18 protein-coding genes are annotated in these 24,517 nt (G+C 72.6%); 8 read left to right on the plus strand and 10 right to left on the minus strand.

Going from position 1 to position 24,517, the window contains the following annotated elements:
- Positions 1 to 342: 342 nt before the first annotated feature.
- Entirely contained in the window at positions 343 to 606 is a 264-nt protein-coding gene (locus OG599_RS06200) for a hypothetical protein (protein WP_327174938.1), read from the minus strand.
- A 290-nt stretch (positions 607 to 896) separates the two neighbouring features.
- Here OG599_RS06200 and OG599_RS06205 point away from each other — a divergent pair, with 290 nt between their 5' ends.
- Positions 897 to 1,991, plus strand: a complete 1,095-nt coding sequence (locus OG599_RS06205; RefSeq protein WP_327174939.1) for a DUF5925 domain-containing protein — start codon at positions 897 to 899, stop codon at positions 1,989 to 1,991.
- A 48-nt stretch (positions 1,992 to 2,039) separates the two neighbouring features.
- Here OG599_RS06205 and OG599_RS06210 read toward each other — a convergent pair whose 3' ends face one another.
- Positions 2,040 to 2,414 carry a GntR family transcriptional regulator gene (locus OG599_RS06210; protein ID WP_327174940.1) on the minus strand — a complete coding sequence of 125 codons (375 nt, stop codon included), beginning with the start codon at positions 2,412 to 2,414 and terminating at the stop codon, positions 2,040 to 2,042.
- Positions 2,415 to 2,571: 157 nt separating this feature from the next.
- Here OG599_RS06210 and OG599_RS06215 point away from each other — a divergent pair, with 157 nt between their 5' ends.
- Positions 2,572 to 3,129, plus strand: a complete 558-nt coding sequence (locus OG599_RS06215; protein ID WP_327174941.1) for a DUF402 domain-containing protein — start codon at positions 2,572 to 2,574, stop codon at positions 3,127 to 3,129.
- 48 nt (positions 3,130 to 3,177) lie between these two features.
- The gene (locus OG599_RS06220; protein WP_327174942.1) at positions 3,178 to 3,642 is read left to right on the plus strand and encodes a VOC family protein; all 465 of its coding nucleotides are present in this window, start codon (positions 3,178 to 3,180) and stop codon (positions 3,640 to 3,642) included.
- 61 nt (positions 3,643 to 3,703) lie between these two features.
- Here OG599_RS06220 and OG599_RS06225 read toward each other — a convergent pair whose 3' ends face one another.
- Together OG599_RS06225 and OG599_RS06230 are read right to left on the minus strand one after the other, a co-directional pair.
- Entirely contained in the window at positions 3,704 to 5,254 is a 1,551-nt protein-coding gene (locus OG599_RS06225; RefSeq protein ID WP_327174943.1) for a trifunctional class I SAM-dependent methyltransferase/NUDIX hydrolase/VOC family protein, read from the minus strand.
- Between the two features lie 306 nt (positions 5,255 to 5,560).
- Positions 5,561 to 6,460, minus strand: a complete 900-nt coding sequence (locus OG599_RS06230; protein ID WP_327174944.1) for a lipase family alpha/beta hydrolase — start codon at positions 6,458 to 6,460, stop codon at positions 5,561 to 5,563.
- Positions 6,461 to 6,926: 466 nt separating this feature from the next.
- Between OG599_RS06230 and OG599_RS06235 the strand changes: the two genes are divergently transcribed.
- From OG599_RS06235 to OG599_RS06250, 4 genes are all read left to right on the plus strand, one after another.
- Positions 6,927 to 10,379: a DNA polymerase III subunit alpha gene (locus tag OG599_RS06235; RefSeq protein WP_327174945.1), complete on the plus strand. Its 3,453-nt coding sequence runs from the start codon at positions 6,927 to 6,929 to the stop codon at positions 10,377 to 10,379.
- A complete protein-coding gene (locus tag OG599_RS06240; protein ID WP_327174946.1) occupies positions 10,376 to 11,434 on the plus strand; it encodes a DNA polymerase Y family protein in 1,059 nt (352 codons plus the stop codon). The genes OG599_RS06235 and OG599_RS06240 overlap by 4 nt, the downstream gene beginning before the upstream one ends.
- A 131-nt stretch (positions 11,435 to 11,565) precedes the next feature.
- Complete coding sequence (locus OG599_RS06245; protein WP_327174947.1) at positions 11,566 to 12,651, plus strand: DUF3533 domain-containing protein; 1,086 nt, start codon at positions 11,566 to 11,568, stop codon at positions 12,649 to 12,651.
- A gap of 116 nt (positions 12,652 to 12,767) precedes the next feature.
- Positions 12,768 to 13,661, plus strand: a complete 894-nt coding sequence (locus OG599_RS06250; RefSeq protein ID WP_327179934.1) for an alpha/beta fold hydrolase — start codon at positions 12,768 to 12,770, stop codon at positions 13,659 to 13,661.
- 60 nt (positions 13,662 to 13,721) lie between these two features.
- Here OG599_RS06250 and fxsT read toward each other — a convergent pair whose 3' ends face one another.
- The 4 genes from fxsT to OG599_RS06270 form a co-directional block, all read right to left on the minus strand.
- Positions 13,722 to 17,654 (minus strand): FxSxx-COOH system tetratricopeptide repeat protein, encoded by a 3,933-nt coding sequence (gene fxsT, locus OG599_RS06255; protein WP_327174948.1) that lies wholly within the window; start codon positions 17,652 to 17,654, stop codon positions 13,722 to 13,724.
- Positions 17,651 to 18,976: a TIR-like protein FxsC gene (locus OG599_RS06260; RefSeq protein ID WP_327174949.1), complete on the minus strand. Its 1,326-nt coding sequence runs from the start codon at positions 18,974 to 18,976 to the stop codon at positions 17,651 to 17,653. Before OG599_RS06260 ends, fxsT begins: the two co-directional genes overlap by 4 nt.
- 153 nt (positions 18,977 to 19,129) lie before the next feature.
- The gene (gene fxsBH / locus OG599_RS06265; protein WP_327174950.1) at positions 19,130 to 21,400 is read right to left on the minus strand and encodes a radical SAM/SPASM protein FxsBH, inactivated beta-hydroxylase extension form; all 2,271 of its coding nucleotides are present in this window, start codon (positions 21,398 to 21,400) and stop codon (positions 19,130 to 19,132) included.
- A gap of 84 nt (positions 21,401 to 21,484) precedes the next feature.
- A complete protein-coding gene (locus tag OG599_RS06270; protein WP_327174951.1) occupies positions 21,485 to 21,652 on the minus strand; it encodes an FXSXX-COOH protein in 168 nt (55 codons plus the stop codon).
- 211 nt (positions 21,653 to 21,863) lie between these two features.
- Between OG599_RS06270 and OG599_RS06275 the strand changes: the two genes are divergently transcribed.
- Entirely contained in the window at positions 21,864 to 22,793 is a 930-nt protein-coding gene (locus OG599_RS06275; RefSeq protein WP_327174952.1) for a DUF4231 domain-containing protein, read from the plus strand.
- 28 nt (positions 22,794 to 22,821) lie between these two features.
- Here OG599_RS06275 and OG599_RS06280 read toward each other — a convergent pair whose 3' ends face one another.
- Complete coding sequence (locus OG599_RS06280; RefSeq protein WP_327174953.1) at positions 22,822 to 23,301, minus strand: hypothetical protein; 480 nt, start codon at positions 23,299 to 23,301, stop codon at positions 22,822 to 22,824.
- A 281-nt stretch (positions 23,302 to 23,582) separates the two neighbouring features.
- The gene (locus OG599_RS06285; protein ID WP_327174954.1) at positions 23,583 to 24,482 is read right to left on the minus strand and encodes a S1 family peptidase; all 900 of its coding nucleotides are present in this window, start codon (positions 24,480 to 24,482) and stop codon (positions 23,583 to 23,585) included.
- Positions 24,483 to 24,517: the final 35 nt, after the last annotated feature.

The raw sequence follows: 24,517 nt of genomic DNA on the forward strand, positions 1-24,517 counted from the left end.
GGCCGCGGCGGCACGGGCAGCGCGGACCGGGCGCCCGGCGGGGAGGGAGCCGGGCGCGCCGCCGTACGTCCGGGCGCGTCACCTTACGTCCGGGTTGCGTCAGCCGTTCGTCGGAGCCCTTCGGTTAACCTCGTGCGCCCTTCGACCGGGTCGCCGCGTCCGCATCCGACGGGTGCCGCCATGCGCCCCGGGGAGGACGGGAGGGCAGGCGGCACCACCGGCATCAGGACATCGGAGCAGGGACATCAGGGCAGAGCGATCTCCCGGGCCGACCCGCGCGAGGGCCGACCCGGTGGCGGCCGGGCCTGAGGCGGCCGGGCCGGTCGTGGCAGGGCCGACCCGTCAGTGGCGGCTGCCGAAGAGCGAGCGCCGCAGTCTCCGCAGCGGGGCGAAGAGCGACACGCGGGCGCTCTTGCTGCCGTGGCGGTGCGCGGCGTCGCGCGAGGTCAGCTCGCGCATCAGCAGCGTCGCCTCGGCCGCTTCGCGCTGCGGGACGGCAGGGCCGCCGAGCACCGCGAGATGGCGGTCGAGCCGCGAACTGGTCGCACTGCTTCCACATGTGATGGCAGGCACGCGCGGCCTGCTGCGGACCGTTATCTGTTCCATGTCACTCCCCACCCGTACGAGGGCACCCGGTGCGGGCAGGTTAACCCTATCGCTCCGCGAGGACACACGCGTATCCCGGGCGCAGGATTACGTACACGCATGCGGTGGTTGACGGTGCGTCACGCGATTCGCCTGATACGGGAGGGACTTGGAGAATTCGTGTAGCTCCCGTGCCCGCCCACGCCCTCCCCCGCAGGACCCCTGCACCTGGCGCACTCCACCGGGACGAGGGACCATGCCCGCCGGGGAAACCCGGTGCGCCGGGCCGCACGTTGGCGGATCATGGGCGCATGTCTGCCAACCTCGAGTCCGCGCTGCCGATCCGGCTCACCGTCGACGACAGCGACTCCCCCTCCGACGTGATGGACTCGCTGTTCCTCGGCCGTTTCACGACGGGCGAGCAACCGTACGCGCACAGCTGCTCGCTGGAGCGCGTCAAGCCGGACAAGACACTCATGCCGCCGGACGCCACCGTGGTACGGACCGCCCGCGAGGACAACCGGAGCGCGACCCTCGCCGAGGGCGAGGGCTGGACCCTGCTCGCGCGCCGGTGGAGCCGGGGCGCCGACGTCAACGTGACCGCGACCAGTGCCGAGCTGGCGGAGCGGGTCCTCAAGGAGGCGACGGACGGCGTCCAGGACGAGCCCGAACCCCAGCCCGAAGACGTGAGCATGGGGTTCTGGTACGTCTCGCCGCAGCGCGGGCCGCACCGCACCACGCGCCAGATCTCCGCGGGCACCTGGGACCAGGTCCGCCCCAACTACTCGGCGCGGGTGGCCGGGGCGATGGACGGGCTGATGAAGGTCACCCCGGACGACATCTCCGGCCGGCTCCTGCTGCTGCACGGCCCGCCCGGGACCGGGAAGACCTCGGCGCTGCGGACGCTGGCCCGCGCCTGGCGCGACTGGTGCCAGGTGGACTGCGTCCTGGACCCGGAGCGCCTCTTCAACGACGTCGGCTATCTGATGGACATCGCGATCGGCGAGGACGACGGCTCCGGGAAGGGGCGGTGGCGGCTGCTGCTCCTGGAGGACTGCGACGAACTCATCCGGGGCGAGGCCAAGCACACGGCGGGTCAGGCGCTCTCCCGGCTGCTCAACCTGACCGACGGCCTGCTCGGCCAGGGCCGGAACGTCCTGGTGGCGGTCACCACCAACGAGGACCTGGAGCGGCTGCACCCGGCGGTCGTCCGGCCCGGCCGCTGCCTGGCCCGGATCGAGGTCGGCCCGCTGAGCAGGCCCGAGGCGGTGTCCTGGCTGGGTACGGACGAGGGCGTCGGCCGCGAAGGGGCGACCCTGGCCGAACTGTTCGCGCTGCGCCGGGGCAGCGGCCCGGCCTCCGTACCGAAGCAGGACGCGGGCGCGGAGGCGGGCCTGTACCTGTGAGCGGTGCGCGGCGGACCCGGGCGCGGCCTGCCGCGTGACGCCGCGCCCTCACCCCTCGTAGGCCGCCCGCAGCGCGTCCTCGGCGAGGGCGCGGGCGTCGGCGCGGGAGAGGCCGAGGCGCCTGGCCTCGTCCGCGTACGCCTGCGCGGCGGTCGCGGCCCTGCGGTCCGCAGCGTCGCCGGCCGCCGCGACGAAGGTGCCGTTGCGGCCACGGGTCTCGATGACGCCGTCGGCCTCCAGGGCGCGGTAGGACTTGGCCACCGTGTTGGCGGCCAGGCCGAGCTCTTCGGCGAGCCCGCGCACGGTCGGCAGCCGGTACCCGACCGGCAGCGCGCCCGAGCGGGCCTGTTCGGAGATCTGCGCGCGCAGTTGCTCGTACGGGGCGGTGCCGGTGTCCGGGTCGATCACGATCGTCAGAGTCACGGTGCAGATTCTGCACCTCCCGCCCGAAAACCCGGAGGCGGCCCGTCGATTCCCCCACGTAGGGTCGGTCCCGCCCACGCGCCCCTCCCCTGGGAGAGGGCTGCGCCATCGACGCCTGGCCGGTCCGGCCACCAGGCACGCGCGACGGAGGTACGCCATGTCCGCACACCCGGCATCACCCACCGACGGAGCCGACGATGGGGCGGGCAACGGCACCGCCGAGGCGACCCGTGAGGTGACCGTCGTCCTGACCAAGGCCGGGCGGACCAAGATCCGCTACCCGGCCCGCAGGCTGGCCGACGACGGCAGCCGGGTGACCGTCCTCGCCCCGTGGGCCGCCCCCGGGGTACGGGACTTCGGCTTCGTCACGTTCGCGCCGGGTGACGTCTTCACCGAGCACTACTGGCGCGACCGGTGGTACGCGGTGAAGGAAGTCCGTACGGGCGAGGGCCTGTTGAAGGGCTGGTACTGCGACATCACCCGCCCCTGCACCGTCACCGGCGACGAAGTGCGGGTGGAGGATCTGGACTTGGACCTCTGGGTCTCCGCGGATGCTTCGGAGGTCCTGCGCCTGGACGAGGACGAGTTCGCGGAGAGCGGGCTCGCCGAACGCGATCCGGCGGCGGCCGCGACGGCCGTCGACGCCCTGGACGCACTCGAACGCCTCGCCCTCGCCGGCCGGCTCCCGGACCTGCTCGCACCCGCCGGCGCGTGACCTCCGCCCCGTCCCGACCACACGCACACGCACACCGAGGACGCACCGATGCCCGCGCACCTGAGACTGACCTCGATCGCACTCGACTGCCCCGACCCGCTCGCGCTGGCCGCCTTCTACCAGCAGGCCACCGGATACCCCCTCCACCCCAGGTCCACCGCCGAGTTCGCCGGTCTGACCCGCGAGGGCGGACTCGGCATCGGCTTCCAGAAGGTGGACGGTCACCGGGCTCCGAAGTGGCCGGGCGACGGGACCGCGCCGCAGCAGGCGCATCTGGACTTCGACGTCGACGACCTCGACGAGGCGGAGGCCATGCTCCTGGAACTGGGCGCGGCGAAGCCCGAGTTCCAGCCGAACAGTGCCCGGTGGCGAGTCCTCACCGACCCGGCGGGCCACCCCTTCTGCATCGTCGCCCGCCGAGGAGACTCCCCCGGGGAGACGCCCGCCGGGGAGAAGGCCGCGGAGGAGACACCCGTGGAGAAGAAGGGCGCCGAGGACGCGTCTGCCGCATAGCCGAATGGAATGGACGCCTGCCGGGGACGCGTCCGCCGAGGTGTCGCCCATCGAGCACGCGTCAGACGGCGGGGACTTCCCTCCCGGTCGCCGGTTCGCCGGCGCACGGCGCGGGTGCCTCGCGGGCGGGGCCGCCGGCCACGAGTTCGACCTCGAAGCCCGCGTCGTTCTCCAGGTAGGCGGCCCGGTGCCCTTCGCCTCCCGCGTAGGGGTGCCGGTCGGCGAAGAGCAGGCGCCAGCCGTGGTCGGGGGCCTCTGCCGCGAGCGCGTCGAGCGCCTCCCGGTCCTCGACGTGGAACGCCAGGTGGTTGAGGCCGGGGCGGAGGCGGTCGTGGGTCCGCGCGACGGCGTCCGGCGACTCCTCGATCACGACGTAGCTGTCGCCGCGCCGCCAGCTGCGGCCGTGGGACCAGCGCTGGTACGGCAGGTGGCCCAGCCGGCCGAGCAGCCAGTCCCAGCCGGGTGCGGCGGCCGCCAGGTCGGAGACCCAGAGCTCGATGTGGTGCACCCGTCCGGTGCCGGCCCCGGCGGACGGCAGCGGGACGGCGCGGCGCGGGACGGCGGGGTCGTGGGCGACCGGGTCGCCGTCCTCGTGCCAGTGGATCAGGAAGCGTTCGCCGGACCGGTATCCGTCGAGACCGGCCCGGCAGTACGCGACCATGTCCTCGGGCAGCGCGTCCAGCCGGTACCAGTCCAGCTCCGAGCATTTGTCGGGCTCCGCGTTGTACGGCGCCCGCTCGGGGTCGTACTCCGCTTCGAAGAACCAGCCGGTGCGCGGGCTGCCGCCGGGGCCCCGGTGGTGCATGACGAGCGCGACCCGCAGCTCTTCCGGCTGGAGGGTGACGCCGATCTCCTCGGCCGCCTCGCGGACCATCGCCTCGCGCACGTCCTCCCCGTCCTCCAGGTGGCCGGAGGGCAGGTGGAGGAGGCCGTCGGCGTACCCGGTGCCGGCCCGGCGGGCGAGCAGCACCCGGGGGCCGCGCCGGAGGATCAGGTGGATGTCGACGACCTCGGTGTGGCGGTACCGGGGTTCGGCGCGGGCCACGACGGCGTACCGCTCGTCGTCCACGTCCTTGCCCCAGAGGCGGGAGTCCTCGGAGAGCGGTTCGTGGTGGACCCGCTCGGTGTGCGGGGCGAGCAGGGCGGTGAGCAGTGCGGCGGAGACGCCCACCCCGTTCCACACCCCTTCGATCAGGACGAGCCGCCCGCCGGGCTTCAGCAGGCCGACCCAGGTCGCCAGGGCGGCCTCCGGGTCGGGCAGCGCCCACAGGACGTGCCTGACCAGCACGACGTCGAACCGCCGGTTGCCCACGGGCGGCCGGGCGGCGTCTCCGATCAGCACCTCGGAGCCGGTGCCGGCGAGTTTGTCGCGGGCCTGCGCGACCATGCGGGGCGACTGGTCGACGCCGGTGACCCGGTGACCCTGACCCGCGGCGAGCAGGGAGAGGCTGCCGGTGCCGCAGCCGAGGTCGAGGATCTCGCAGGAGGTGACGGGGAGCCAGTTCTGCAGGCGCTGCGCCCAGGCGTCGCGTACGACGGGGTCGAGCAGTCCGTGGTCGGGTTCTTCGTCGAAGGAGTCGGCGGCCTCGTCCCAGTAACTGATCGTCGTCATGGCTTCCATGGTCCCAGCCCGTACCCGCCCCCACGGCACGGACGGTACGAATTGCGACCGACCACCGCCGCGCACGGCAAGGGTTGCGGCCGGGTGGCTCATCGGCACGAGGTTCCACGGCCTGAACTGCCGCAGGCCGGATGATCTCCCGGCCTCCCGTGGGCTCGCGGCAGCCGTACCGACCGCCGTCCCGGACCCCACGCGCCCCGCTGCCGCACCCCCGCCCCGTACGGCACCCGGCCGCGCGCAGCCCACCGGGCGCCGCCCGCCGAGTGCCGGATGCCGAGTGCCGTACGGGAACGTCGGTCAGCCGAGTGCGGAGGTGCAGTCCGTCGGGGTGGCGTGGGCCGGGTCGAGCGCGTTGGCCACCTCGTGGAAGGCGATCTTGTCGGTGGTGCCGATGAGGACGTGCTCGGAGACGTCGACCGCGCACAGGTCCTGGAGCAGGACGTTGCGGACGTTCGCGCCGCTCAGGTACTGGGTGCGGTACGGGGTGACGACCTCGTCGTACCGGGTCGAGATGACGGTGTACTTCACCCCGGCCACCGTGTCGGGAACGGAGTTGAGCTTGGTGACGAACGGCGATCCGGCCACCTGGTCGGCGAGGCCGGGGGTGGCGGAGTTCAGCAGGGGCTCCGCGCCGGGGAAGTACGGCAGCAGCTTGGTCAGCCCGAGGAGGGTGGTGCCGTGGTTGTCGGGGGCGAGCGCGACGAGCGCGTTCACCTTGGCGGCGCCGCCGAGGAACTTCAGGTAGTAGTTCGGCATCATGCCGCCCTGCGAGTGGCCCACGAGGTCGGCCTTGGCGGTGCCGGTGGCGGCGAGCACCTTGTCGACGAACGTGCGGAGCTGGGCGGCCGACTGGTCGATGGGGCCGAGGCCGTTGAAGACCGGCACGCCGGGGAGCTGTCCGTAGTCGAGCGAGAAGACGCAGTAGCCCCGCGCCACCAGGTAGGGGGCGAGCACGAGCCAGTTGTCGACGGAGTTCCCGAAGGTTCCGTGGACGAGGACCACGGGGCGCGGGTGGGTGGCGGAGGGCTTGCAGGAGTAGTCGTTCCAGCCACTCGTGGTGGCGGCGGCCGCACCGGCCGAGGGGGCGGCCGAGGCGGCGGCCGCCGAGGGGCCGGCGAGGGCGGCGACGGCGAGGAGCAGCGCGGCGAACGTTCTGCGCGCACGCGGGGCTCGCGGTGTACGGGTCCAGGGCAGCATCGTGGGATCTCCTTGCGGCTCAGGGAGTGCGATGTGGGGGTGTGCCCTGTGGCCCGGACCACAAGCTTTATGTGCTCATGCCAAATTACGCACGAGTAGCTTCGCGGGGGAAGTTACGCGTCGGTAAAAAATGCGCCCTCGTCGGCTCCCCCTCCCGCGACGGGACGCACCCCCACGCCACCGGGCACGCCGAAATCGAACACCGCATCCCGCCCCCGGGCGGCGAAGGTCATGCACCGCACCCCGGACGGAGCCCGGAAAGGCGCATCGAACCCAAGTGCCGTACCGCGCGTGGAGGGTGACGGACCAGCACCCCACCCCCGCCCCCTCCGTTCGAATACTTCCGCACCGGCCGGGGCCTTGCCCGCTCGCCGACCAGCGGCGATGGAGTTAAGGTAATCGAACGAACGTACGAGGAACGTATCGGGCAAAGGTCGGAAATGGGGTGGCGGAATGGAGGTGCGGCATGGCGGGCTTCGCCCATCTGCACGTCGCGTCCGGTTACTCCGCCCGCTATGGCGCCGCCCACCCCGAGCACCTCGCGCGGCGGGCGGCCGGGCTCGGCATGGCGGAGCTCGCGCTCACCGACCGGTCCACCGTGACCGGCGCTGTTCGATTCGCTCAGGCATGCGCCCGGGAGGGCGTACGGCCGGTCTTCGGCATCGACCTCGCGGTGGAGGCCCTCGCCCCGCCGCCCCCGGCCGAGCGTCGGCGCACCCCGGCGCGCGGAGGCGCCCATGTCGTCGAACCGCCGCTGCGCGTGGTGCTGCTCGCCCAGGACCGGGCGGGCTGGGCACGGCTGTGCCGCATCACCTCGGCGGCGCACGCCGGCGCGGTGTCCGGTGCGGCGCCGGTGGTGCCGTGGACCGCGCTGCGTGAGCACGGCGGCCCCGGTCTGACCGTGCTGCTGGGCCCGCTGTCGGAGCCGGTACGGGCGCTGGCGGCGGGCCGCGAGGACGTCGCGGTGAAGCTGCTGGCGCCGTGGCGGCAGCTCTTCGGGGCCGGGCTGCGGCTGGAGGCCGTGGCGTACCAGCGCGGTGGCACGGGCCCGGGGTCGCTGCGGCTGGCCGCCCGTACCCTGGCGCTGGCCGACCGTACCGGCGTCACCGCCGTGCTCTCCAACGCGGTCCGCTACGCCGACCCCGCCCAGCACCGCCTGGCCGACGTGCTGGACGCCGCACGGCTGCTGCGCCCGGTCGACCGGCGCCGCCTGGACAGCGGGCAGCGCTGGCTCAAGGGCGAGGGCGCCATGGTCGCCGTCGCCCGCGCGGTCGCCGCGTCCGCCGGTCTTGACGACCGCCGGGCGCGCCGGCTCCTCGCGGACACCGCCGCGACGGCCGCCGGATGCGTCCTCGACCCGGTGGCGGACCTGGGGCTGGGCACCCACCACTTCCCGGAGGCGTCACTCTTCGGCGCCGGGCCGGATTCCGGGGGCGCCGCCCGGCTGCTGCGGACACGCGCCGAGGCGGGTCTGGTCCGCCGGGGCCTGGACCGCGACGCGGACGCCCGGGAGCGGCTGGACATGGAGCTCGGGGTGATCTCCCGGCTGGGGTACGACTCGTACTTCCTCGCCGTCGGCCAGGTGGTGGCGGACATCCGGGAGCTGGGCATCCGGGTCGCGGCCCGGGGTTCCGGGGCGGGCTCGATGGTCTGCCACACCCTGGACATCGCCACCGCCAACCCGCTGGAGCACCGGCTGCTGTTCGAACGCTTCCTCAGCGAGCGGCGCCGTTCGCTCCCGGACATCGACATCGACGTGGAGTCGGCGCGGCGGCTGGAGTGCTACGACGCGGTCTTCGCCCGGTTCGGCAAGGAGCGGGTCGCGGTCACCGCGATGCCCGAGACCTACCGGGCCCGCCGGGCGCTGCGGGACACCGGTCTCGCGCTCGGCATCGCTCCGGACGAGGTCGACCGGATCGCCAAGAGCTTCCCGCACCTGCGGGCCTCGGACATCACCGGCGCCCTCGCCGAGCTGCCCGAGCTGCGGCAGCTGGCGTCGCAGGCGAAGCGGTACGGACCGCTGTGGGAGCTCGCCGAGGGACTCGACTCCCTGGTGCACGGGATGGCCATGCACCCGTGCGGCGTGATCATCAGCGACGCGGGCCTGCTGGACCGGCTGCCGGTGCAGCCCACCCCGCAGGGCGACTACCCGATGGCCATGGCCGCGAAGGAGGAGGTGGAGGCGCTGGGCAACATCAAGCTCGACGTGCTCGGGGTGCGGATGCAGTCCGCGATGGCCCACGCCGTCGACGAGATCGAACGCGCGACCGGCGGCCGGATCGACCTGGACGACCCGGAGCAGGTGCCGCTCGACGACGTCTTCGCGTTCAAGCTGATCCAGCAGAGCGAGACGATCGGGCTGTTCCAGCTCGAATCGCCCGGTCAGCAGGACCTGCTCTCCCGTCTCCAGCCCCGCAACCCGCAGGACGTCATCGCCGACATCAGCCTCTTCCGTCCCGGCCCGGTCGCCGGAGGCATGCCCGAGCGGTACGTCGCCGCGCGGCACGGCCGGGCCCCCGCCTACGCCCACCCGGACCTCGAACCGGTGCTCGCCGACACCTACGGCGTGACCATCTGGCACGAGCAGATCATCGAGACCCTCTCCGTGATGACCGGCTGCGACCGGGCGATGGCCGAGGTCGCCCGCCGGGCGCTCGGCGACCGCAAGCGGCTGCCCGCCATCGGCAGGTGGTTCCACGACCGCGCGTCGGCCCGGGGGTACGGCCCCGAGGTCCGGGCGAAGGTGTGGGCGACCGTGGAGGCGTTCGGCGCCTACGGTTTCTGCCGCGCGCACGCGGTGGCCTTCGCCGTACCGGCGCTGCAGAGCGCCTGGCTCAAGGCTCACCACCCGGCGTTCCTCCTCGCCGGGCTGCTCGAACACGACCCCGGGATGTGGCCCCGGCGCGTCATCGTCGCCGACGCCCGCCGCCGGGGCGTGCCCGTGCTGCCCGTGGACGTCAACCGCTCCCGTGCCCGGTACGTGGTGGAGCGGGCCGGCGACGAGCGGTGGGGGGTGCGGCTCGCGCTGTCCTCCGTACGCGGCATCACCGAGGACGAGAGCGCCCGGATCGAGGCGGGCGCGCCCTACGACTCGCTGTCGGACTTCTGGCAGCGGGCCCGCCCCAGCCGGCCACTGGCCGAACGCCTGGTCGAGATCGGTGCGTTCGGTGGGCTCGGTGACGGCCGGCTCACCCGGCGGGACCTGCTGCTGCACGTCGCCGAACTGCACCGGCAGTCCCGCGCCCGGTCCGCCGGCGACGGGCAGCTCGCCCTCGACGCGGGTGCGGCGGGCGGGGCGGAGCCGAGCGGTCTGCCGGAGATGACCGGCCGCGAGGCCCTGGACGCCGAGCTGAACACGCTGGGCATCGACGTGTCCCGGCACCTCATGGTCCACCACCACCGCCTGCTGCGGGAGATCGGCGCGACGGACGCCGCGCACCTGGCCGACGTGCGCCAGGGACAGCAGGTCCTCGTCGCCGGGGTACGGGCCTCCACGCAGACCCCGCCGATCGCCAGCGGCAAGCGGATCATCTTCGTCACCCTGGAGGACGGCTCGGGCATGGTCGACCTGGTCTTCTTCGAGGACTCCCACCCGGCGTGCGCGCACACCGTCTTCCACAGCGGGCTGCTGCTGGTGCGCGGCACCGTGCAGGTACGCGGCAACCGGCGGTCGGTCGTCGGCACCATGGCCTGGGACCTGGACCGGATCGCGGCGGCCCGCCGCGACGACGGCCCCGCCGCCGCGCTCGCGCTGCTCGGCGGGGAGCGCCCGCACCCGACGCCCGCGCAGCCGGGGCGCACCCTGGCCAACGGCACCTCGGGAGCCCGGCTGCACCCGTACGCCGACCTCCAGCCGGCCGGCAGCCGCTCGGCCGACCTGCGCAAGCTCGGCCACACCAGCCAGGGGAGCGCGGGATGACACCCCCTCGTCCGGCCGGACGCCACATCGCCCATCTCCACCTGCACCCCGTGCCGGACGAGGAGCGGTACGCCGACATCGTCGAGCTGATGTCCGGCATCACCCCGCACGTCCGGGCCGTGCCGCCCGACGCCGTCCAGCTCGACCTCACCTCGGCGCTGCGCTACTTCGGGCTGGCCCCGTACGACCTGGTGCAGATGGTCATGCTCCGGCTGTTCGCGCTGTACGGGATCGAGTGCGGCGCGGGGCTCGCGGGCAACCGCATGCTGGCCGCCATGGCGGCCGACGCGTCCGGGCCGGGGCACACCACGGAGGTCCCCGGCGACCGGGCGGACTCCTGGCTGCGCCCCCGCCCGGTCGCCGCGCTGCCCGGCGTCGGCCGCGCCACCGCGACCGCGCTCGGGCGGTACGGCGTGCACACCATCGGCCAGATCGCCGACCTGCCGCCACTGACCCTCCAGCGTCTGCTCGGCGCCGGTCCCGCCCGGCTGCTGGCCGAACGCGCGCACGGCCGCGACCCCCGCCCGGTCGTGCCGCAGGAGCCCGCCGCCCATCTCTCCGTCGATCTGGTGCTCGACCGGGACTGCCTCGACCCCGGCCTGCACCACCGGGCGGTGCTGGGGCTCGCCGAGCGGCTGGGCCAGGGCCTGCGCGCCGGGCACCGGGTCGCCGGGCGCCTGACGCTCACCGTGCGGTACGCCGACCGGACGTCCAGCACCCGTTCCCGTACCTCCCCCGAGCCCACCGGCCACTCCCCCCTTCTCGCCGCCACCGCCCTGGGGCTGCTGGACTCGCTCGGGCTGCAACGCGCCCGGGTGCGCGCCTACACGCTGCGCGCGGACGGCCTCTCGCCGGCCGAGGACGCCCCGCGCCAGCTCTCCCTGGACCCGGTCGACGACCGGTCCCGCGCCGCCGAGGCCGCCTCGGACCGGGCCCGCCGCCGCTTCGGCGCCGGGGCCGTACGACCCGCGACCCTGGCCCCGGCACCGGGCACGGCACCGGCCCGGGCACCGGCGGGGACGCCGACACCGCGCAGGCACCCGCCCGCCGCGTGAAGGGCGGCCGGGGAGCGGGGATGGGGTGAGACGCCGGGGAACGGGGGTGAGGGGCCGGGGAGCGTCCGCTCCTTGCGCCATTCGGCCCGCCCCGCCTGCGCGACGCGCCCCTCGCGCCGAGCGTGGAGGGCATGAACTTCGCCGGTGAGGTCAAACAGGCCGTCACTCCCCGGGCCGCCCTGCTCGTCCTCGGCGCGCTGGTCCTGCAACTGCTCTTCATCGCCTCCTACGTGGGCGCCCTGCACCGGCCGGTGGCCACCGACGTCCCCTTCGGTGTCGTGGCGCCCCCGCAGGTGTCCCAGCAGCTGACCACCGCGCTGGACGAGCTGCCGGGCGGCCCGCTGGACCCGCGCGCCGTGGACGACGCCGCCGAGGCGCGGCGGCAGATCATGAACCGCGAGATCGACGGCGCGCTGGTGGTGAACCCGTCCGGCACGACCGACACCGTGCTGGTCGCCTCCGGCGGCGGCTCCGCGCTCGCCAACTCCCTGGGGAAGATCACCACCGAGGTCCTGGCCCAGCAGCAGCGCACCGCCCGGATCGTGGACGTGGCCCCGGCCTCCTCCGACGACTTCGACGGGCTCTCGTCGTTCTACCTGGTCGTCGGGTGGTGCGTGGGCGGATACCTCTGCGCCTCGATCCTCGCGATCAGTGCGGGCTCCCGGCCGGCCAACGCGCGGCGCGCGCTCATCCGCACCCTGGCGATGGCGGTGTACGCGGTGCTGGGCGGCATCGGCGGCGCGCTCATCATCGGCCCCGTCCTCGGCGCGCTGCCCGGCAGCTTCTGGGGGCTGGCGGGGCTGGGCGCGCTGGTCGTGTTCGCCACCGGGATGATCACCCTCGCACTGCAGGCGCTGACCGGCATCGTCGGCATCGGGCTGGCCGTCCTGATCATCGTGATCGCGGGCAACCCGAGCGCGGGCGGCGCCTTCCCGCTGCCGATGCTGCCGGACTTCTGGCGCACGATCGGCCCGGCCCTGCCCCCGGGCGCGGGCACCTGGGTCGCCCGCTCGATCGCCTACTTCCGGGGCAACGCGGTCACCGGCTCCCTGCTGATCCTCTCCGCCTGGGCCGTCGTCGGTACGGCCCTGACCCTGCTGCTCTCCCTGCGGCACACCCGGACGAAGCCCGCAGGGGGCGCCTCAGACACCGCCGGGACCGGTCCCGGCGCACCAGGAACCCCGGGAGCACCTCCAGGGGGCGCACACACCGTATGACCCCGTTTCTCCCCCAACAGGTAGTGCGCACAAGGGCTTTGATGGCCCATCATCGAAAGGAGAGCTCGTACCGGGCGCGCCGCGCCCGGGCGGCCGGGCGACCTGAGGAGGTACGGGTGCGCAACCGGGTGCGCGTGGCGGACGGACGTCACCTGATCGTGGAGCGGCAGGGGGATCCGCGCGGAAGACCCGTCTTCCTGCTGCACGGAACCCCGGGCAGCCGGCTGGGACCCGCTCCGCGCGGCATGATCATGTACCAGCGCCAGACCCAGCTCATCACCTACGACCGGCCCGGCTACGGCGAGTCCGACCGGTGTCCGGGCCGCAGCGTGGGCGACGTCGCCGAGGACGTACGCGCCATCGCCGACGCCCTCGACCTGGAGCGGTTCGCCGTGGTGGGCCGCTCCGGCGGCGCCCCGCACGCCCTGGCCTGCGCGGCGCTGATGCCCGAGCGGGTGACCCGGGCGGCCGCCCTGGTGCCGCTGGCTCCCTGGGACGCCCCGGGGCTCGACTGGTTCGAGGGGATGGCCGCCTCCAACGTACTGGCGTACTCCACCGCGGCGGCCGACCCGGACAGTCTCACGGCGTCCTTCATCGTCCGCTCGGCCGAGATCCGGGTCGACCCGGTACGGCTCCTGGACGACCTGCGGCGCGAACTCACCGACTCCGACCGGGTGGTGGTCAACGACGCGGGCATCCGCTCGATGCTGCTGCGCAACTACAGCGAGGGCCTGCGCACTTCGGCGTACGGCTGGATCGACGACGCCCTCGCCTTCAGCCGGCCGTGGGGCTTCGACCCGGCCGACATCACCTGCCCGGTGATGCTCTGGCACGGCGAGCAGGACGTCTTCTCACCGGCCAGCCACTCCCGTTGGCTGGGGGGCCGGATCCCGGGCGCGACGACCGTGCTGGAACCGGCGGCGGCGCACTTCGACGCACTGTCTGTGCTTCCCCGCATCCTGAACTGGCTGCTGGACGGCCGCGAGGCCGGCGCGGGCTCGATGAACTGAGCAACCGTCCCGACCGGGAGGGGCGGGTCACCGACCGGGTGGCCCGCCCCTCCCGCGCGCTCACACCTGGATCGGTTCCAGCTCCCGTTCGAACCTCCTGCCGTCCCGTGCGATCCGCGTCATCGGATGGTCGTCACCGAGCTGGCGGGCCAGCTCCCCCACGATCCGCGCCCGCAGCTGCTGGGCCTCCTCGTGCCGGCCGAGGTCCTCCAGCGTGACCGCCGTGTTCCCCATCATGGCCAGCGCCTCCGGATGCTGCGCCCCGAGAGCCTTGCCGAGCTGTCCTGCGAGGAGCTGCTCCGTCTCCAGTACCAGCACCGCGTCCCCGAGCACCGCGGTCGCGCTGGCCAGGTTCATCACGCAGAAGAGCGTGTGCGGGTGGTCCCGGCCGAACAGCTCCCGCATCAGGTCGACGACCCGCCGCGACGTCCTGGCCGCCTCCTCGGCCTCCCCCGAGCCGAGCAGGTAGACGGCCAGGTTGTTCTGCGCGGCCAGGGTGTACGGGTGCCGCTCCCCCGGCACCACCAGGTACTGCTCGACCACCTCTCGCGCCGCGTCCCTCGCCTGCGACGTCTCACCGATCGCGTAGTAGTCGGCAGCCAGGTTGAGGTCGCAGGCCAGCGACTCCGGGTTGGGCGTGCTGTACTTCGCCCGGTACCTGGCCCGGGTGGCCAGCGTCAGCCTGCGGGCGTCCTCCAGCTGCCCCGCCCTGCGCAGCGCCACCGCGAGCGCCTTGGCGGCGGAGAGCGTGCCCGGGAAGGCGGGGCCGAGCGTCCTCTTGTAGCTGTCGTACGTACGGCTGAGCAGCGCCACGGAGTCCTCGTACCGGCCCACGTCGCGCAGGTCGCGGGCGAGGCTCACAGCGGAGGAGAGGCTGTACGGATGCTCCGCGCCGAGCACCTCGCTGCGCCGGTCGTACACCTCCTGGTCGATCTCCCGGGCCCGGGAGTACTGCCCGACCAGCCGCAGGTTGAGCGCCAGGTTGTTCGCCGCCGCGAGGGTCCTCGGGTGGCCCTCGTGGAAGATCTGCCCGAACCCCTCACGGGCCTCGTTGGCCAGCTCGATCGCCCGGCCGTACTCCCCGAGCATGCCGAGGTCGGTCGCCAGACTGCTCGTCGTCATGTAGGTGTGGGGGTGCTCCGCGCCCAGGATGTCGCGCTGCCGCTGGAGGGTGATCTCGTCGAGCTCCTTCGCCTCCACGTAACGCCCGCGCGAGCGGAAGATGTTGGAGATGTGGAAGCAGAGGTACAGGTACTGGATGTCCTCCTTGCCCAGCGTCTCCGCCCAGGCGGCGCGGAGTTCGGCGCCCAGCGCGCCCGCCGTGCGGACGTCGCCGCGCTTCCAGAGGTAGCGGACGCGGTCGATCAGCAGCCTGCGGGTCTCCGGCTCCCCGCAGTGGCGCGCCCCGGACGGGCCCAGGTGCGGCCAGATGGTGGCGAACCGCGCCCAGTTCTCCGGGTTGTCGATCGGCTCGTCGTCGTCCGGCCGGGCCCCGGCCAGGACGCGGTGGACCACGTGCCGGGCCTCCCGCTGCTCCTCCTCGCTGAGCTGCGCCTTGATGACGGCCTGCACCAGCCGGTGCACCTGGATCGAGTTGGAGACCTGGTCGACCTTGGCGAGCGCGAACCGGCCGATCTCCCGGATGACCCGGCCGAGGACGAGCTTCTCCTGGAGGGAGGAGTCGTACGGCTTGAGTGCCTCGATCATCTCCTTGCTGTAGAGGAGGCTCGCGCTGATCGGCTCGGGGGCGAAGAAGGCGCAGAGCTGGAGCAGCCGCACCGCGGCGGGCGACCGTTCCTTGAGCCGCTCGATGGAGACGTTCCAGGTGGCGGCCACGGGTTCCGGGTAGCCGGCCGGCTGGTTGAGGGACAGCACCTGGGCGGCCTGCTCGGCGAGCTGGTCGAGGTAGGTGTCGACGGGGGTCGCGGTCTCCGCGATCCAGGCGGCGGCCTGCTCGACGGCGAGCGGCAGGTCACCGACGGCCGTGGCGACCCGCCCGGCGTCCTCCTCGCTGAGTCCGGGTGCGCGGCGGCGGAGGTGTTCGACGGACTCCTCGCGCAGGAAGACGTCGACGGGCAGCGCGTCGCCGTGCTGCGACCAGGTCTGGTTCCGCGACGTCACCAGGATGTGGCCGGAGCCGCCCTGCGGGAAGTAGCGCCTGATCCGTTCGGGGTCGTCCGCGTTGTCGAAGACCAGCAGCCACCGGTCGGTGGGCACCCCGCGGCGCAGCAGGTCGACGGCTTCCTTGGAGGCCGCCGCCATGTCGTCACCGCCCTGCGTGCCCAGCCGGGCGGCGAGTTCCGCGAGTCCGGCGACCACGTCGTCGGTCTGCTCGGAGGAGATCCACCACACCAGGTCGTAGTCGGCCATGAAGCGGTGCACGTACTCCAGCGCCACCTGCGTCTTGCCGACGCCGCCGAGGCCGTACAGGGTCTGCGGCTGGGGCAGCACCACCGCCATGCCGCCGCCGAGCTGGTCGCGCATGCGTTCCAGTACCAGGGAGCGGCCGGTGAATCCGGGGTTGCGCGGCGGGGCGTTCCAGATCTTCGGGACCGTGCCGGGGAACCTGGGTCCCGGCGCCGACCCGTCGCCCAGGTGGGCCGGGCGGTCCAGCGCGCGCAGCAGGGCGGCCGCGGCGTGGGCCTCGTCGAGCCGGAAGAGGTCCACCGGGTTGCGGTCGATGTAGGCGGAGGTGAGCCGGACGTCTCCGACGCGGAACAGGATCTGGCGCCGGCCGCCGGTCTGGTCCTCGGTGCTGGAGCGCTGCCACAGTTCGGTGGCGCGCTGGGACTTGAGGTAGGCGCTGGAGAGCAGCACGACGGTGCGGGCGGCGGTCTCCGGCGCGGTGACGGGCGGTTCGCGGTCCTCGCGTTCGGTGGAGACGTCGCGCGGTACGACACGGAAGCCGGCCCGGGTGAGGACGGACTCGATCCAGTCCGCCCACATCCGGTTCTCCGCGACGTAGTTGAGGAAGATGTCGGCGGGGAGCGTGGGCCGGCGCCGGGTGAAGGCGTCGCGGATGCGCAGCCGGACGTCCTCCGCGACCGGCGGCATGGAGGTGACCTCCTGCTCGGTGACGACCGCCACGAGCCGTTCGAAGGCGGAGAGCAGCGAGTTGGTGAGCCCGGCTTCGTCGCCGAAGGTCGCGAGCGTCTCCTCGTACGCGTAGTAGGGGCGGTACGGGATCTCCACCGCACCCCAGTAGGCGGTGAGTTCGTCGCCGGACAGGTCGCGCGGCAGCCGGTCGAACTTGAAGCGGGCGAGGGCCCGTCCGGCGTCGGCCTTCTCCTTCTCGCCCTCGTCGATGCGCATCGGGACGGGGTAGATCGCGATCGGCCGCCCGCTGTAGCGCTCGGCCGTCTGGCGGGCCACGGAGGCGGCGCCGTCGATGGACTGGTCGCTGAGGGTGAAGCAGTCCACCAGCACGTCGGGGAGGTGGACGGTGCAGATGTCGGCGATGTCGCTGAGGCCGGTGCGGCTGTCGATGAGGACGTAGTCGTAGTTGGCCTTCATGTCGTCGCGCAGGGCGTCGAAGAAGCTTCCGCCGCCGAGCCGGTCGTAGAAGTTGTCCCAGTCGAACGTGGAGACGGCGGCGGAGTACTCGCGGTTCTGGCGGCCGGCCGAGACGAAGTCGAGGGTTCCTCCCCGGGGGAACTCCCAGCCGAGCGTCTCCGGTGTCAGGGAGACGGCGTGCTGCTGGATGCGCGCGTAGTCGCGGTGCCAGTCGTCGGGGCGCTGCGCGGGGCTGGTGGCGGCCCAGGCGTATTCGGTGATGAGGTCGATGACACCGGTGGTGGCGCCGAGGGTGGCGGGGTCGAGGAAGGGGTGGAAGAACCGGTGCAGGCCCGGCGCCTCCAGGTCCCAGTCGACGGCCAGGACCCGCTTGCCGTTGGCGGCCAGGATCCAGGCGGTGTTGGCCAGGGCCATGGTGCGCCCCGTGCCTCCCTTGTAGGAGTAGAAAGTGACGATCCGCCCGTCACGACCGGCTGTCATACGTCCTCCGCTTGCGTCCCAGGGTCGAGCGTGTCGGGTATGAACTGTGTGTGGCCCATGGGCCCCGTCAGCCGGGTGCGTTCACCGTGCCCGCCGCCGCTGCCGGGCGGGTAGACGGTCGCGTTGCGCAGGTACTGCTGCGCGGCGACTTCGACGACCTGCGGCAGGATCTGGCCGAACGCCTCCATGGTGGGTACTCCTTTGGCCGCGACGCGGCAGAAGGCGCGCCCCTGGCTCATCTTGACGGGCATGGTCTGTTCGAGGATCGCGGTGAGTTCCGCTTCCTCGGCGGTGCTCTGCGGGTCGTCGCGGTTCCACGGCACGACCAGGGTCACCCAGGGCCTGTTGTCGGCGTCGAACGCGGCGAGCCTGCGGCGGCGGTCCTCGTCCCGGAGCGCCCATCGGTCGAGTATGAGGATCTCCGGCGTGGTGGGGGCCCGCTTCTCCGCGGACAGTCCCTGGCCCTCGGACTGCCCCTGGTCCTCGTCGAACGAGCCGATCACGGCCTGGTAGTTGAGCGAGCGGACGAGTTCCTCGGTGACGTAGGCCAGCGGGCGCGCGGCGGCCGGGTGGTAGGGGTTCCAGTCCTGCGGGTTGTCGCCGTAGTAGGCCTCGTTCCGCCCGGGCGGGAGATCGTGGCGGGTGGGTGCGGCGATGGTGATGCGCATCGGCTTCGGCGCCCCCGCACCGCTGCTGCGGGACCCGAAGGCACTGGGGGCGAGGCGGTAGTCGACGGGTCTTCCGGTGTCGATCCGCACGGTGTCGGCGACGGTGACGATGCGCTTGGCCAGCTCGTACACGGCTCTTTCGTACTCCTGGGCGAAGAGCCGGAGCTTGATCAGGCCGTAGAGCCCGTCGCTGACGTAGCGTTCCCCGAAGTCCCGGTGGTTGAACTGGATGCGCTCGGCGGAGCCCGGTAACTGACTGGGCGGCACCGGCACCCAGAGCGCCGGGACGATCGCCTCGGCGGGCTGGTTGGAGCGGGCGCGATGATGGATCGCCCGCTGTTCGAAGGCGTACCACTCCTTGCCGCACATCTCGCTGGCGAAGTAGCGCGGCGAGAACAGCGGAACGAAGACCCGGCAGGTGGCGAGCACCGCGCCGAGCCGTTCCGACCAGCCCTCGCCGGATCGTATTTCCCGGTCCATGAACCCCGCGGTGGTGCCCGCGGGGAGATCGGTCATGGCCATCACATGGCCGCAGAGATCTTGGAAAAGGCGTTCGACCCACATGTCCGGGTCCGTTCCACCGCCGTACCCCGGTGTGTGCGCGTAACTGAGAAAGAAGTACGGCCGATGGTCCGACGCTCGCTGTTGCATCATGCGTGCACACGACCCCCGTCCTGTGTGAGCACCCACATCCGATGCTACGGAGTGAATGCGAGCGAATTCATCATTCCGGAGCGGGCCGCTCTCCACCCCTTCGATCTTCGGTCATTCACCGCCCCTTTTCAGTCATCTCCCCAGCAGCATCGATCACTTACCTTCTTGATCGAAGATTGTCCCGGAGTCGCCGTTCCTGCTGACCCCCTGCGCACCGCTGAGCTCTTTTCGGATCACGTCCAACAGACGCTTCCCGTGGACGGTCGCCTCGGGAGCCTCTTCCAGCAGGTCGAGCGCTTCCTGCACACCCGCGGGGAATTCCGGATCGAAGAGCCCGACGCCCACCCGCTCATGGGTCTCGGCCAGCAGACGGGAGAACGGAAGGGCGGTCCCGTCCCAGGGCGACAGATACTCCCAGTCCCCGTCCGCCGCGTACAGGTCCGTGACGTCGCGCAGGGCCCGCAGCTCGCTCCTGCGGTGGGCCCGCACCATCTCGACCGCCGTTCCTGGGCCGTCGGCGTCCACCGGGACCCCGAGCGCTCCATGGCCGCGAGGCCGCTCGGCCCGGCAGCCCCGGGTCAGCGGGGTGACGGTGGTCACCGCCTCCGCCATGGCCGTGGCCATCGCCGGAGCCACCGCCTCGATCCGGGCCCAGGCGCCGGCGAGCGCCTCCCCGAAGGCCTCGAAGACCTCGGGCTCCAGACGGTCCGCGGCGGGCGCCGCGTGGCAGTCGCGGTAGGGGTCGAGATCGTCGACGGCCCAGCCGGGCAGCCCGGCCACCGCGAGCCGGCGGACCGGCCGCCAGCCGCCGCCCGGCTCCCCGAACGCGACGCGCAGTTCCTCGCCGCTCCCGCGCTCCACCACGAAGCCCTCGGGCACGCCCCGGACGAGGACCGTCCCGTGGTCGCCCGCACCGCCGAGCGTCAGCTCGCCGAGGGTGGGCAGGAACAGCCCGCCTCCCCGGTGGACCACCGGCACGGGGTCCGTCAGGCCGGCCCGCAGGGCCGCCGCGGCCACGTACGAGGTGAGCCGCGAGGCCTCCGCGACGGCCCGGTCCGGGTCGGAGTGGAGCCCCTCCACGGTCTCCTGGAGCCAGGAACGCGCGTACGGATGGGCGAGCACGCGGTCGAGGCCGGCGGCCCCCGCCTCCGACTCCTCCAGGACGCCCGCCGTCTCCCACGCCCGCGCCCACGGCTCACCCCCGAGCCCGTCGAGCAGCGCGTGGAGGCCGGCCAGCAGCGTGCGGGTGAGCTCGTGGTGCTCGGCGGCCGTCCCGGCCGGGCCGGACAGGGCGGGCGAGACGAGGGCCGACCCCGTACGCTCCTCGATCCCGCGCACCAGCGCTTCGAGGTCCGCGCAGTACACGGACGGGTTGTCGAACTCGTTGGAGGAGCGGTAGCGGTGGGTGTAGAGCCCGCCGCCGCACGAACGTACGACGGGGCAACTGCGGCAGTCCTCGCTGACGCCCGCCAGACCGAGCTGGCGGGCCTGGACTCCCGGATGGGCTGCCACCTGGTCGAAGGAGTGGGTGAAGACGTCGAAGCCCGTGGCGGCTGCGCCCTCGTACGCGCTCTTGAGCGAATCGACCTGTTCCAGCTGCCCGTCCGTCTCCACGACGACGAGGTCGGTGGGGGCAAGCCCGAGCGATTCGGTGAGGCTCGGCCCGCCGCTCAGGGTGGACAGCACCGAGGAGAACAGCCGGACCGGCACCGGACGCCCCTGCTCCTGCCAGCGATCGAAGATCGCGAGCAGCCAGTCGGCATAGGCGACGGGCGACCCGTCGGGACGCGGGGGCGGTTCGTCCCAGGTGGCGTGCGGAAGGAGGAAGTCGATGAGCGGTGGATCGAGTTCGGTCAGGGCGTCGAGCACGGCGTGCGGGTCGTTGGCGATGTCGATCGTGCAGAGGAGGCCGAGGTTCAGGTGGCGGTAGCGTTCCTGCCGGAGCAGTTCCACGGCCTTGAGCACGAGGGGGTGACTGCTGCGGCCGTCCGCGAAGCGGCGGTGTCGGTCGTTGGCCGCCCGGTCGCCGTCGAGGGAGATGCCCACCTTGACGTCGAACTCGGCGAAGAGGTCCAGGTACCGCGGACTGAGCTGAAGGCCGTTGGTGTGGATGCGGAGATCCAGTTCGGCGACTCCCGCGAGCGCGGAGCCGAACTCCTCGCAGATGCGGCGCAGCCGCGCGGGGCCCGCGAGTAGCGGCTCCCCTCCGTGCAGGATCACTGACACGGAGGGCAGTGCATGTGTCCCGGCGTGCTCGGCCAATCGCTGAGCCGTCCGCTGAATCACCTGGTCAGAGATTGTTTTCGGGCGGGTTCGCCAACTCTGGTCAGCATGTTCATAGACATAGCAATGATCACAGGCGAGATCACATCTGCTGTGAACCTTCAGAACGATTTCACGGAAAGGGACCGGGGGTCCTGTCATTCCGTCAGTCTAGCCATCGGCACCAGGTGCGTCGGCCATGCGTGAGCGGCGCAATGCCGCTGCACGCCCCCGGGTGAACTCGGATCAGAGCGCGGAGTTGAACGTCGACGTCCTGTTCGAGCGGCCGCCCGGAACCGAGACGATCCGTCCGAGCTTTTCGGCGACGTCGCCCCCGGCGGTCTCGATCTTGGAAAGCGGCACACGGCTGATCTTCGCGGTGGCGAAGGAGGAGGGGAATGCGTAGGTCTTCACGGCCGTCCTTGATTGGCTCGTTCCGGACATGGAAACAGCACCGGCCAGCTGCACCATTGCAGTGTCCGGCGTCACGACTTTACTCTCAGAATCTCGGCGAGCACATCTTCACAGACATGTGTACCCCCATTCGGGCAAGGAAGTTGCCCGTAATGGCGGATCGGGCCATTCCACCAACAGGGCTCCCCCTGTTTCGATCACCGGAGCGGACATGAAAGCGATTCCTGAACCCCTGCGGTCCATGGTCTTCAGGGATGCCGACCTGCCCGAACTCTTCCACCGCACCGACGCCGTCGCCGTCGCCCGGCAGCGGGAGGCCATCCGTACGACCCGCTTCCAGTTGACGTTCCTCGTCCTCGGGGCGATACCCGCCGCGCTGCCGTGGAGCGTGGAAGTCGGGGACTCCCTCCAACTCCTCGACTTACTCGGGGCGTTGGCCTACGCGGGCGTTCTGGTCGCAACCCTCTTCGGCTCGCACCGCAAAGCGAAGTCGCACTGGCAACTCAACCGCTCCGCAGCGGAGTTCATCAAGTCGAACTGCTGGCGCTACGCGGTGCACGGCTCCCCCTACGACACCACCACGCAGCACCCGGAGGCGGTGTTCGCCAACAGGCTGGAGGAAGGGCTCCAGGAACTGCGGAAAGCCGGCTGGGACGACCCCCGCGACGGCCTGGACGGGCCGGACGCGGGCCTCGTCACCGAGCCCATGCGGGTGTTGCGGGACAAGGCGTTCACCGTGCGCAAGGAGACCTACGTACGCGACCGCCTGATAGAGCAGCGCCGCTGGTACCGGAGGCGGCAGTCGGCCTCCCGGCGGAGTGCGCTGGCCTGGTCGAGCACGGTCGCGGCACTGACGGCGCCGGCGCTGGTCCTCTGCCTCGTGCAGACCTTCGGGACGGGCCGGTCCTTCGGCCTGACCGGGGTGCTGTCGGCCGCCGCCGCGGCGTGCCTGGCCTGGAACGAGATGCGCCGCCACCACCCGTTGGTCTCGGCACACTCCGTGGTCGAGAAGGACCTGGAGTCGATGCAGGCGGCGATGGAGACCTCGCTCACCGAACGGCAGTGGCCCGCGGCGGTCTTCGAGACCGAGCGCATCGTCTCCCCCGAGCACACGGACTGGCTGGCCAGGCACCGCATATGACGTATCGTCAATTTGCTTGCGTACGAGCTCAGTCGCGGCGCACACCGTCGCGCCAGATCACGGTGACCGGGCGGCCCAGGGCGCGTGCGTAGGTCACGATGTCGCCGGTGCCGCCCAGGCCCCGGGCCGGGAGGCCGTCCCAGACGGCCACGAGCCGGTCGCAGTGGTCGGCGATCCAGGTGCCCGCCGCGTAGTACGCCTCGTCCGTGGAGTGCCGGAAGTCGAGCCGCACCTCCCGCCCGGCGAGGGACTTGAGGGTGAGGTAGTCCTTCAGTTCGGCCTCTTCGTCGAAGCACTCCTCGTAGTCGTCACTGGGGATCACCGCCGTCAGCCGCGCGCCGCGCGCGAGGGCCAGACGGGCGAAGAGCTGGTCCGCCCCCACGGCCAGGCTGGAGAGCGCCTCCAGCGGGTCCCCGGTCTCGTACAGCGCCGTGCGCAGACCCGCGCGCACGTGGGCGTAGGCCTCCGGGGGAATGGAACGGTGTCCGGTCACTCCGATGCGATGCACGGGCCTGGAACCCCCTGGGTGTCTGCGGGGGCCGGAGGGCGCACCTCCGTACGGACAACGGCGTCCGCCCCCGTCGCTCCTCTGCGTCCGACCGTACGGCCATCATCGCGCAGAGCGGGGGGCGCGCGGGAGCCCCCGTCCGGAGTGAACGGGGGCTCGTCGGGGCCTGCGGAACCACGGGACCGGGCCGCGGGCCGGGTCCGTGGGGCCACCGCGGCCCACGGGGCGGTTGAACCCCGTGGGCTTCGGCGGACCGCAGGACCAGGGGTCGGCGCCGGGGATCAGAAGACGCTGACTCCGTACGCGCTCAGTGCTTCGGTGACGGGCTGGAAGAAGGTCGTGCCGCCCGAGGTGCAGTCGCCGCTGCCGCCCGAGGTGAGGCCGATCGCCAGGGTCCCGGAGTAGAGCGGGCCGCCGGAGTCGCCGGGCTCGGCGCACACGTTGGTGCGGATCAGGCCGGAGACGATCTCCCCGTTGCCGTAGTTGACGGTGGCGTTGAGGCCGGTCACCGTACCGCTGTGGATGCCGGTGGTGGAGCCGCGGCGGGTCACGGACTGGCCGACGGTGGCGTTGGCCGCGCCGGTGATGTCCACGCTGCCCACGGTGCCGCTCTTGGTGACACTGCTGTTGGTGTACGTCACCAGGCCGTAGTCGTTGCCCGGGAAGCTGGATCCCGAGGTGGTGCCGAGCGTGGTGGTGTGGGCCGAGTTGGACCACCAGGTGCCCGCGCCGTCGGTGCAGTGACCGGCGGTCAGGAAGTAGTAGGTGCTGCCGCTGCGGACGTTGAAGCCGAGCGAGCAGCGCCAGCTGCTCGCGTAGATCGCGTCGCCGCCCGAGATCAGCTTGTTGAAGGTGCCGGCCGTGCGCTCGATGCGCAGGGCGCCCGCCTCGTCGCCCGCGGTCTCCTTGATCTTCGCGATCTCGGCCTGCGTGACGGTGCTGTCCACGGTGACGACGAGGTGCTTGGTGGCGGGGTCGACGCTCCAGGCGGTGCCCGGGACGTCGGCGGTGAGCACGGCGTCGCTCGCGGCGGTGAGCTGGGCGGTGCTGAACGTTCCGGCCGACTCGGCGTTGGCCGCAGGGACGGCGAGCGCCGCTACGGCGACCAGACCCGCCGCGATGGCGACGGCCCTGCTGCGTCTGGCGGTGGTGCTGCGGGGGGTGGTGCGCTTGATCCTCACTTCGCGTTCCTCCAAGGGGGAATCAGGGGCCCGTC

The organism is Streptomyces sp. NBC_01335, from assembly GCF_035953295.1.
Lineage (GTDB): Bacteria > Actinomycetota > Actinomycetes > Streptomycetales > Streptomycetaceae > Streptomyces.

Bases quoted from the DNA above. Each gene is read 5' to 3' on its own strand.
- OG599_RS06205 (WP_327174939.1), top strand. From the start codon at position 897: ATGTCTGCCAACCTCGAGTCCGCGCTGCCGATCCGGCTCACCGTCGAC.
- OG599_RS06245 (WP_327174947.1), top strand. From the start codon at position 11,566: ATGAACTTCGCCGGTGAGGTCAAACAGGCCGTCACTCCCCGGGCCGCC.
- fxsBH (WP_327174950.1), bottom strand. From the start codon at position 21,400: ATGACAGGACCCCCGGTCCCTTTCCGTGAAATCGTTCTGAAGGTTCAC.
- OG599_RS06260 (WP_327174949.1), bottom strand. From the start codon at position 18,976: ATGATGCAACAGCGAGCGTCGGACCATCGGCCGTACTTCTTTCTCAGT.
- OG599_RS06225 (WP_327174943.1), bottom strand. From the start codon at position 5,254: ATGACGACGATCAGTTACTGGGACGAGGCCGCCGACTCCTTCGACGAA.
- OG599_RS06230 (WP_327174944.1), bottom strand. From the start codon at position 6,460: ATGCTGCCCTGGACCCGTACACCGCGAGCCCCGCGTGCGCGCAGAACG.
- OG599_RS06240 (WP_327174946.1), top strand. From the start codon at position 10,376: ATGACACCCCCTCGTCCGGCCGGACGCCACATCGCCCATCTCCACCTG.
- fxsT (WP_327174948.1), bottom strand. From the start codon at position 17,654: ATGACAGCCGGTCGTGACGGGCGGATCGTCACTTTCTACTCCTACAAG.
- OG599_RS06235 (WP_327174945.1), top strand. From the start codon at position 6,927: ATGGCGGGCTTCGCCCATCTGCACGTCGCGTCCGGTTACTCCGCCCGC.
- OG599_RS06215 (WP_327174941.1), top strand. From the start codon at position 2,572: ATGTCCGCACACCCGGCATCACCCACCGACGGAGCCGACGATGGGGCG.
- OG599_RS06220 (WP_327174942.1), top strand. From the start codon at position 3,178: ATGCCCGCGCACCTGAGACTGACCTCGATCGCACTCGACTGCCCCGAC.
- OG599_RS06275 (WP_327174952.1), top strand. From the start codon at position 21,864: ATGAAAGCGATTCCTGAACCCCTGCGGTCCATGGTCTTCAGGGATGCC.
- OG599_RS06200 (WP_327174938.1), bottom strand. From the start codon at position 606: ATGGAACAGATAACGGTCCGCAGCAGGCCGCGCGTGCCTGCCATCACA.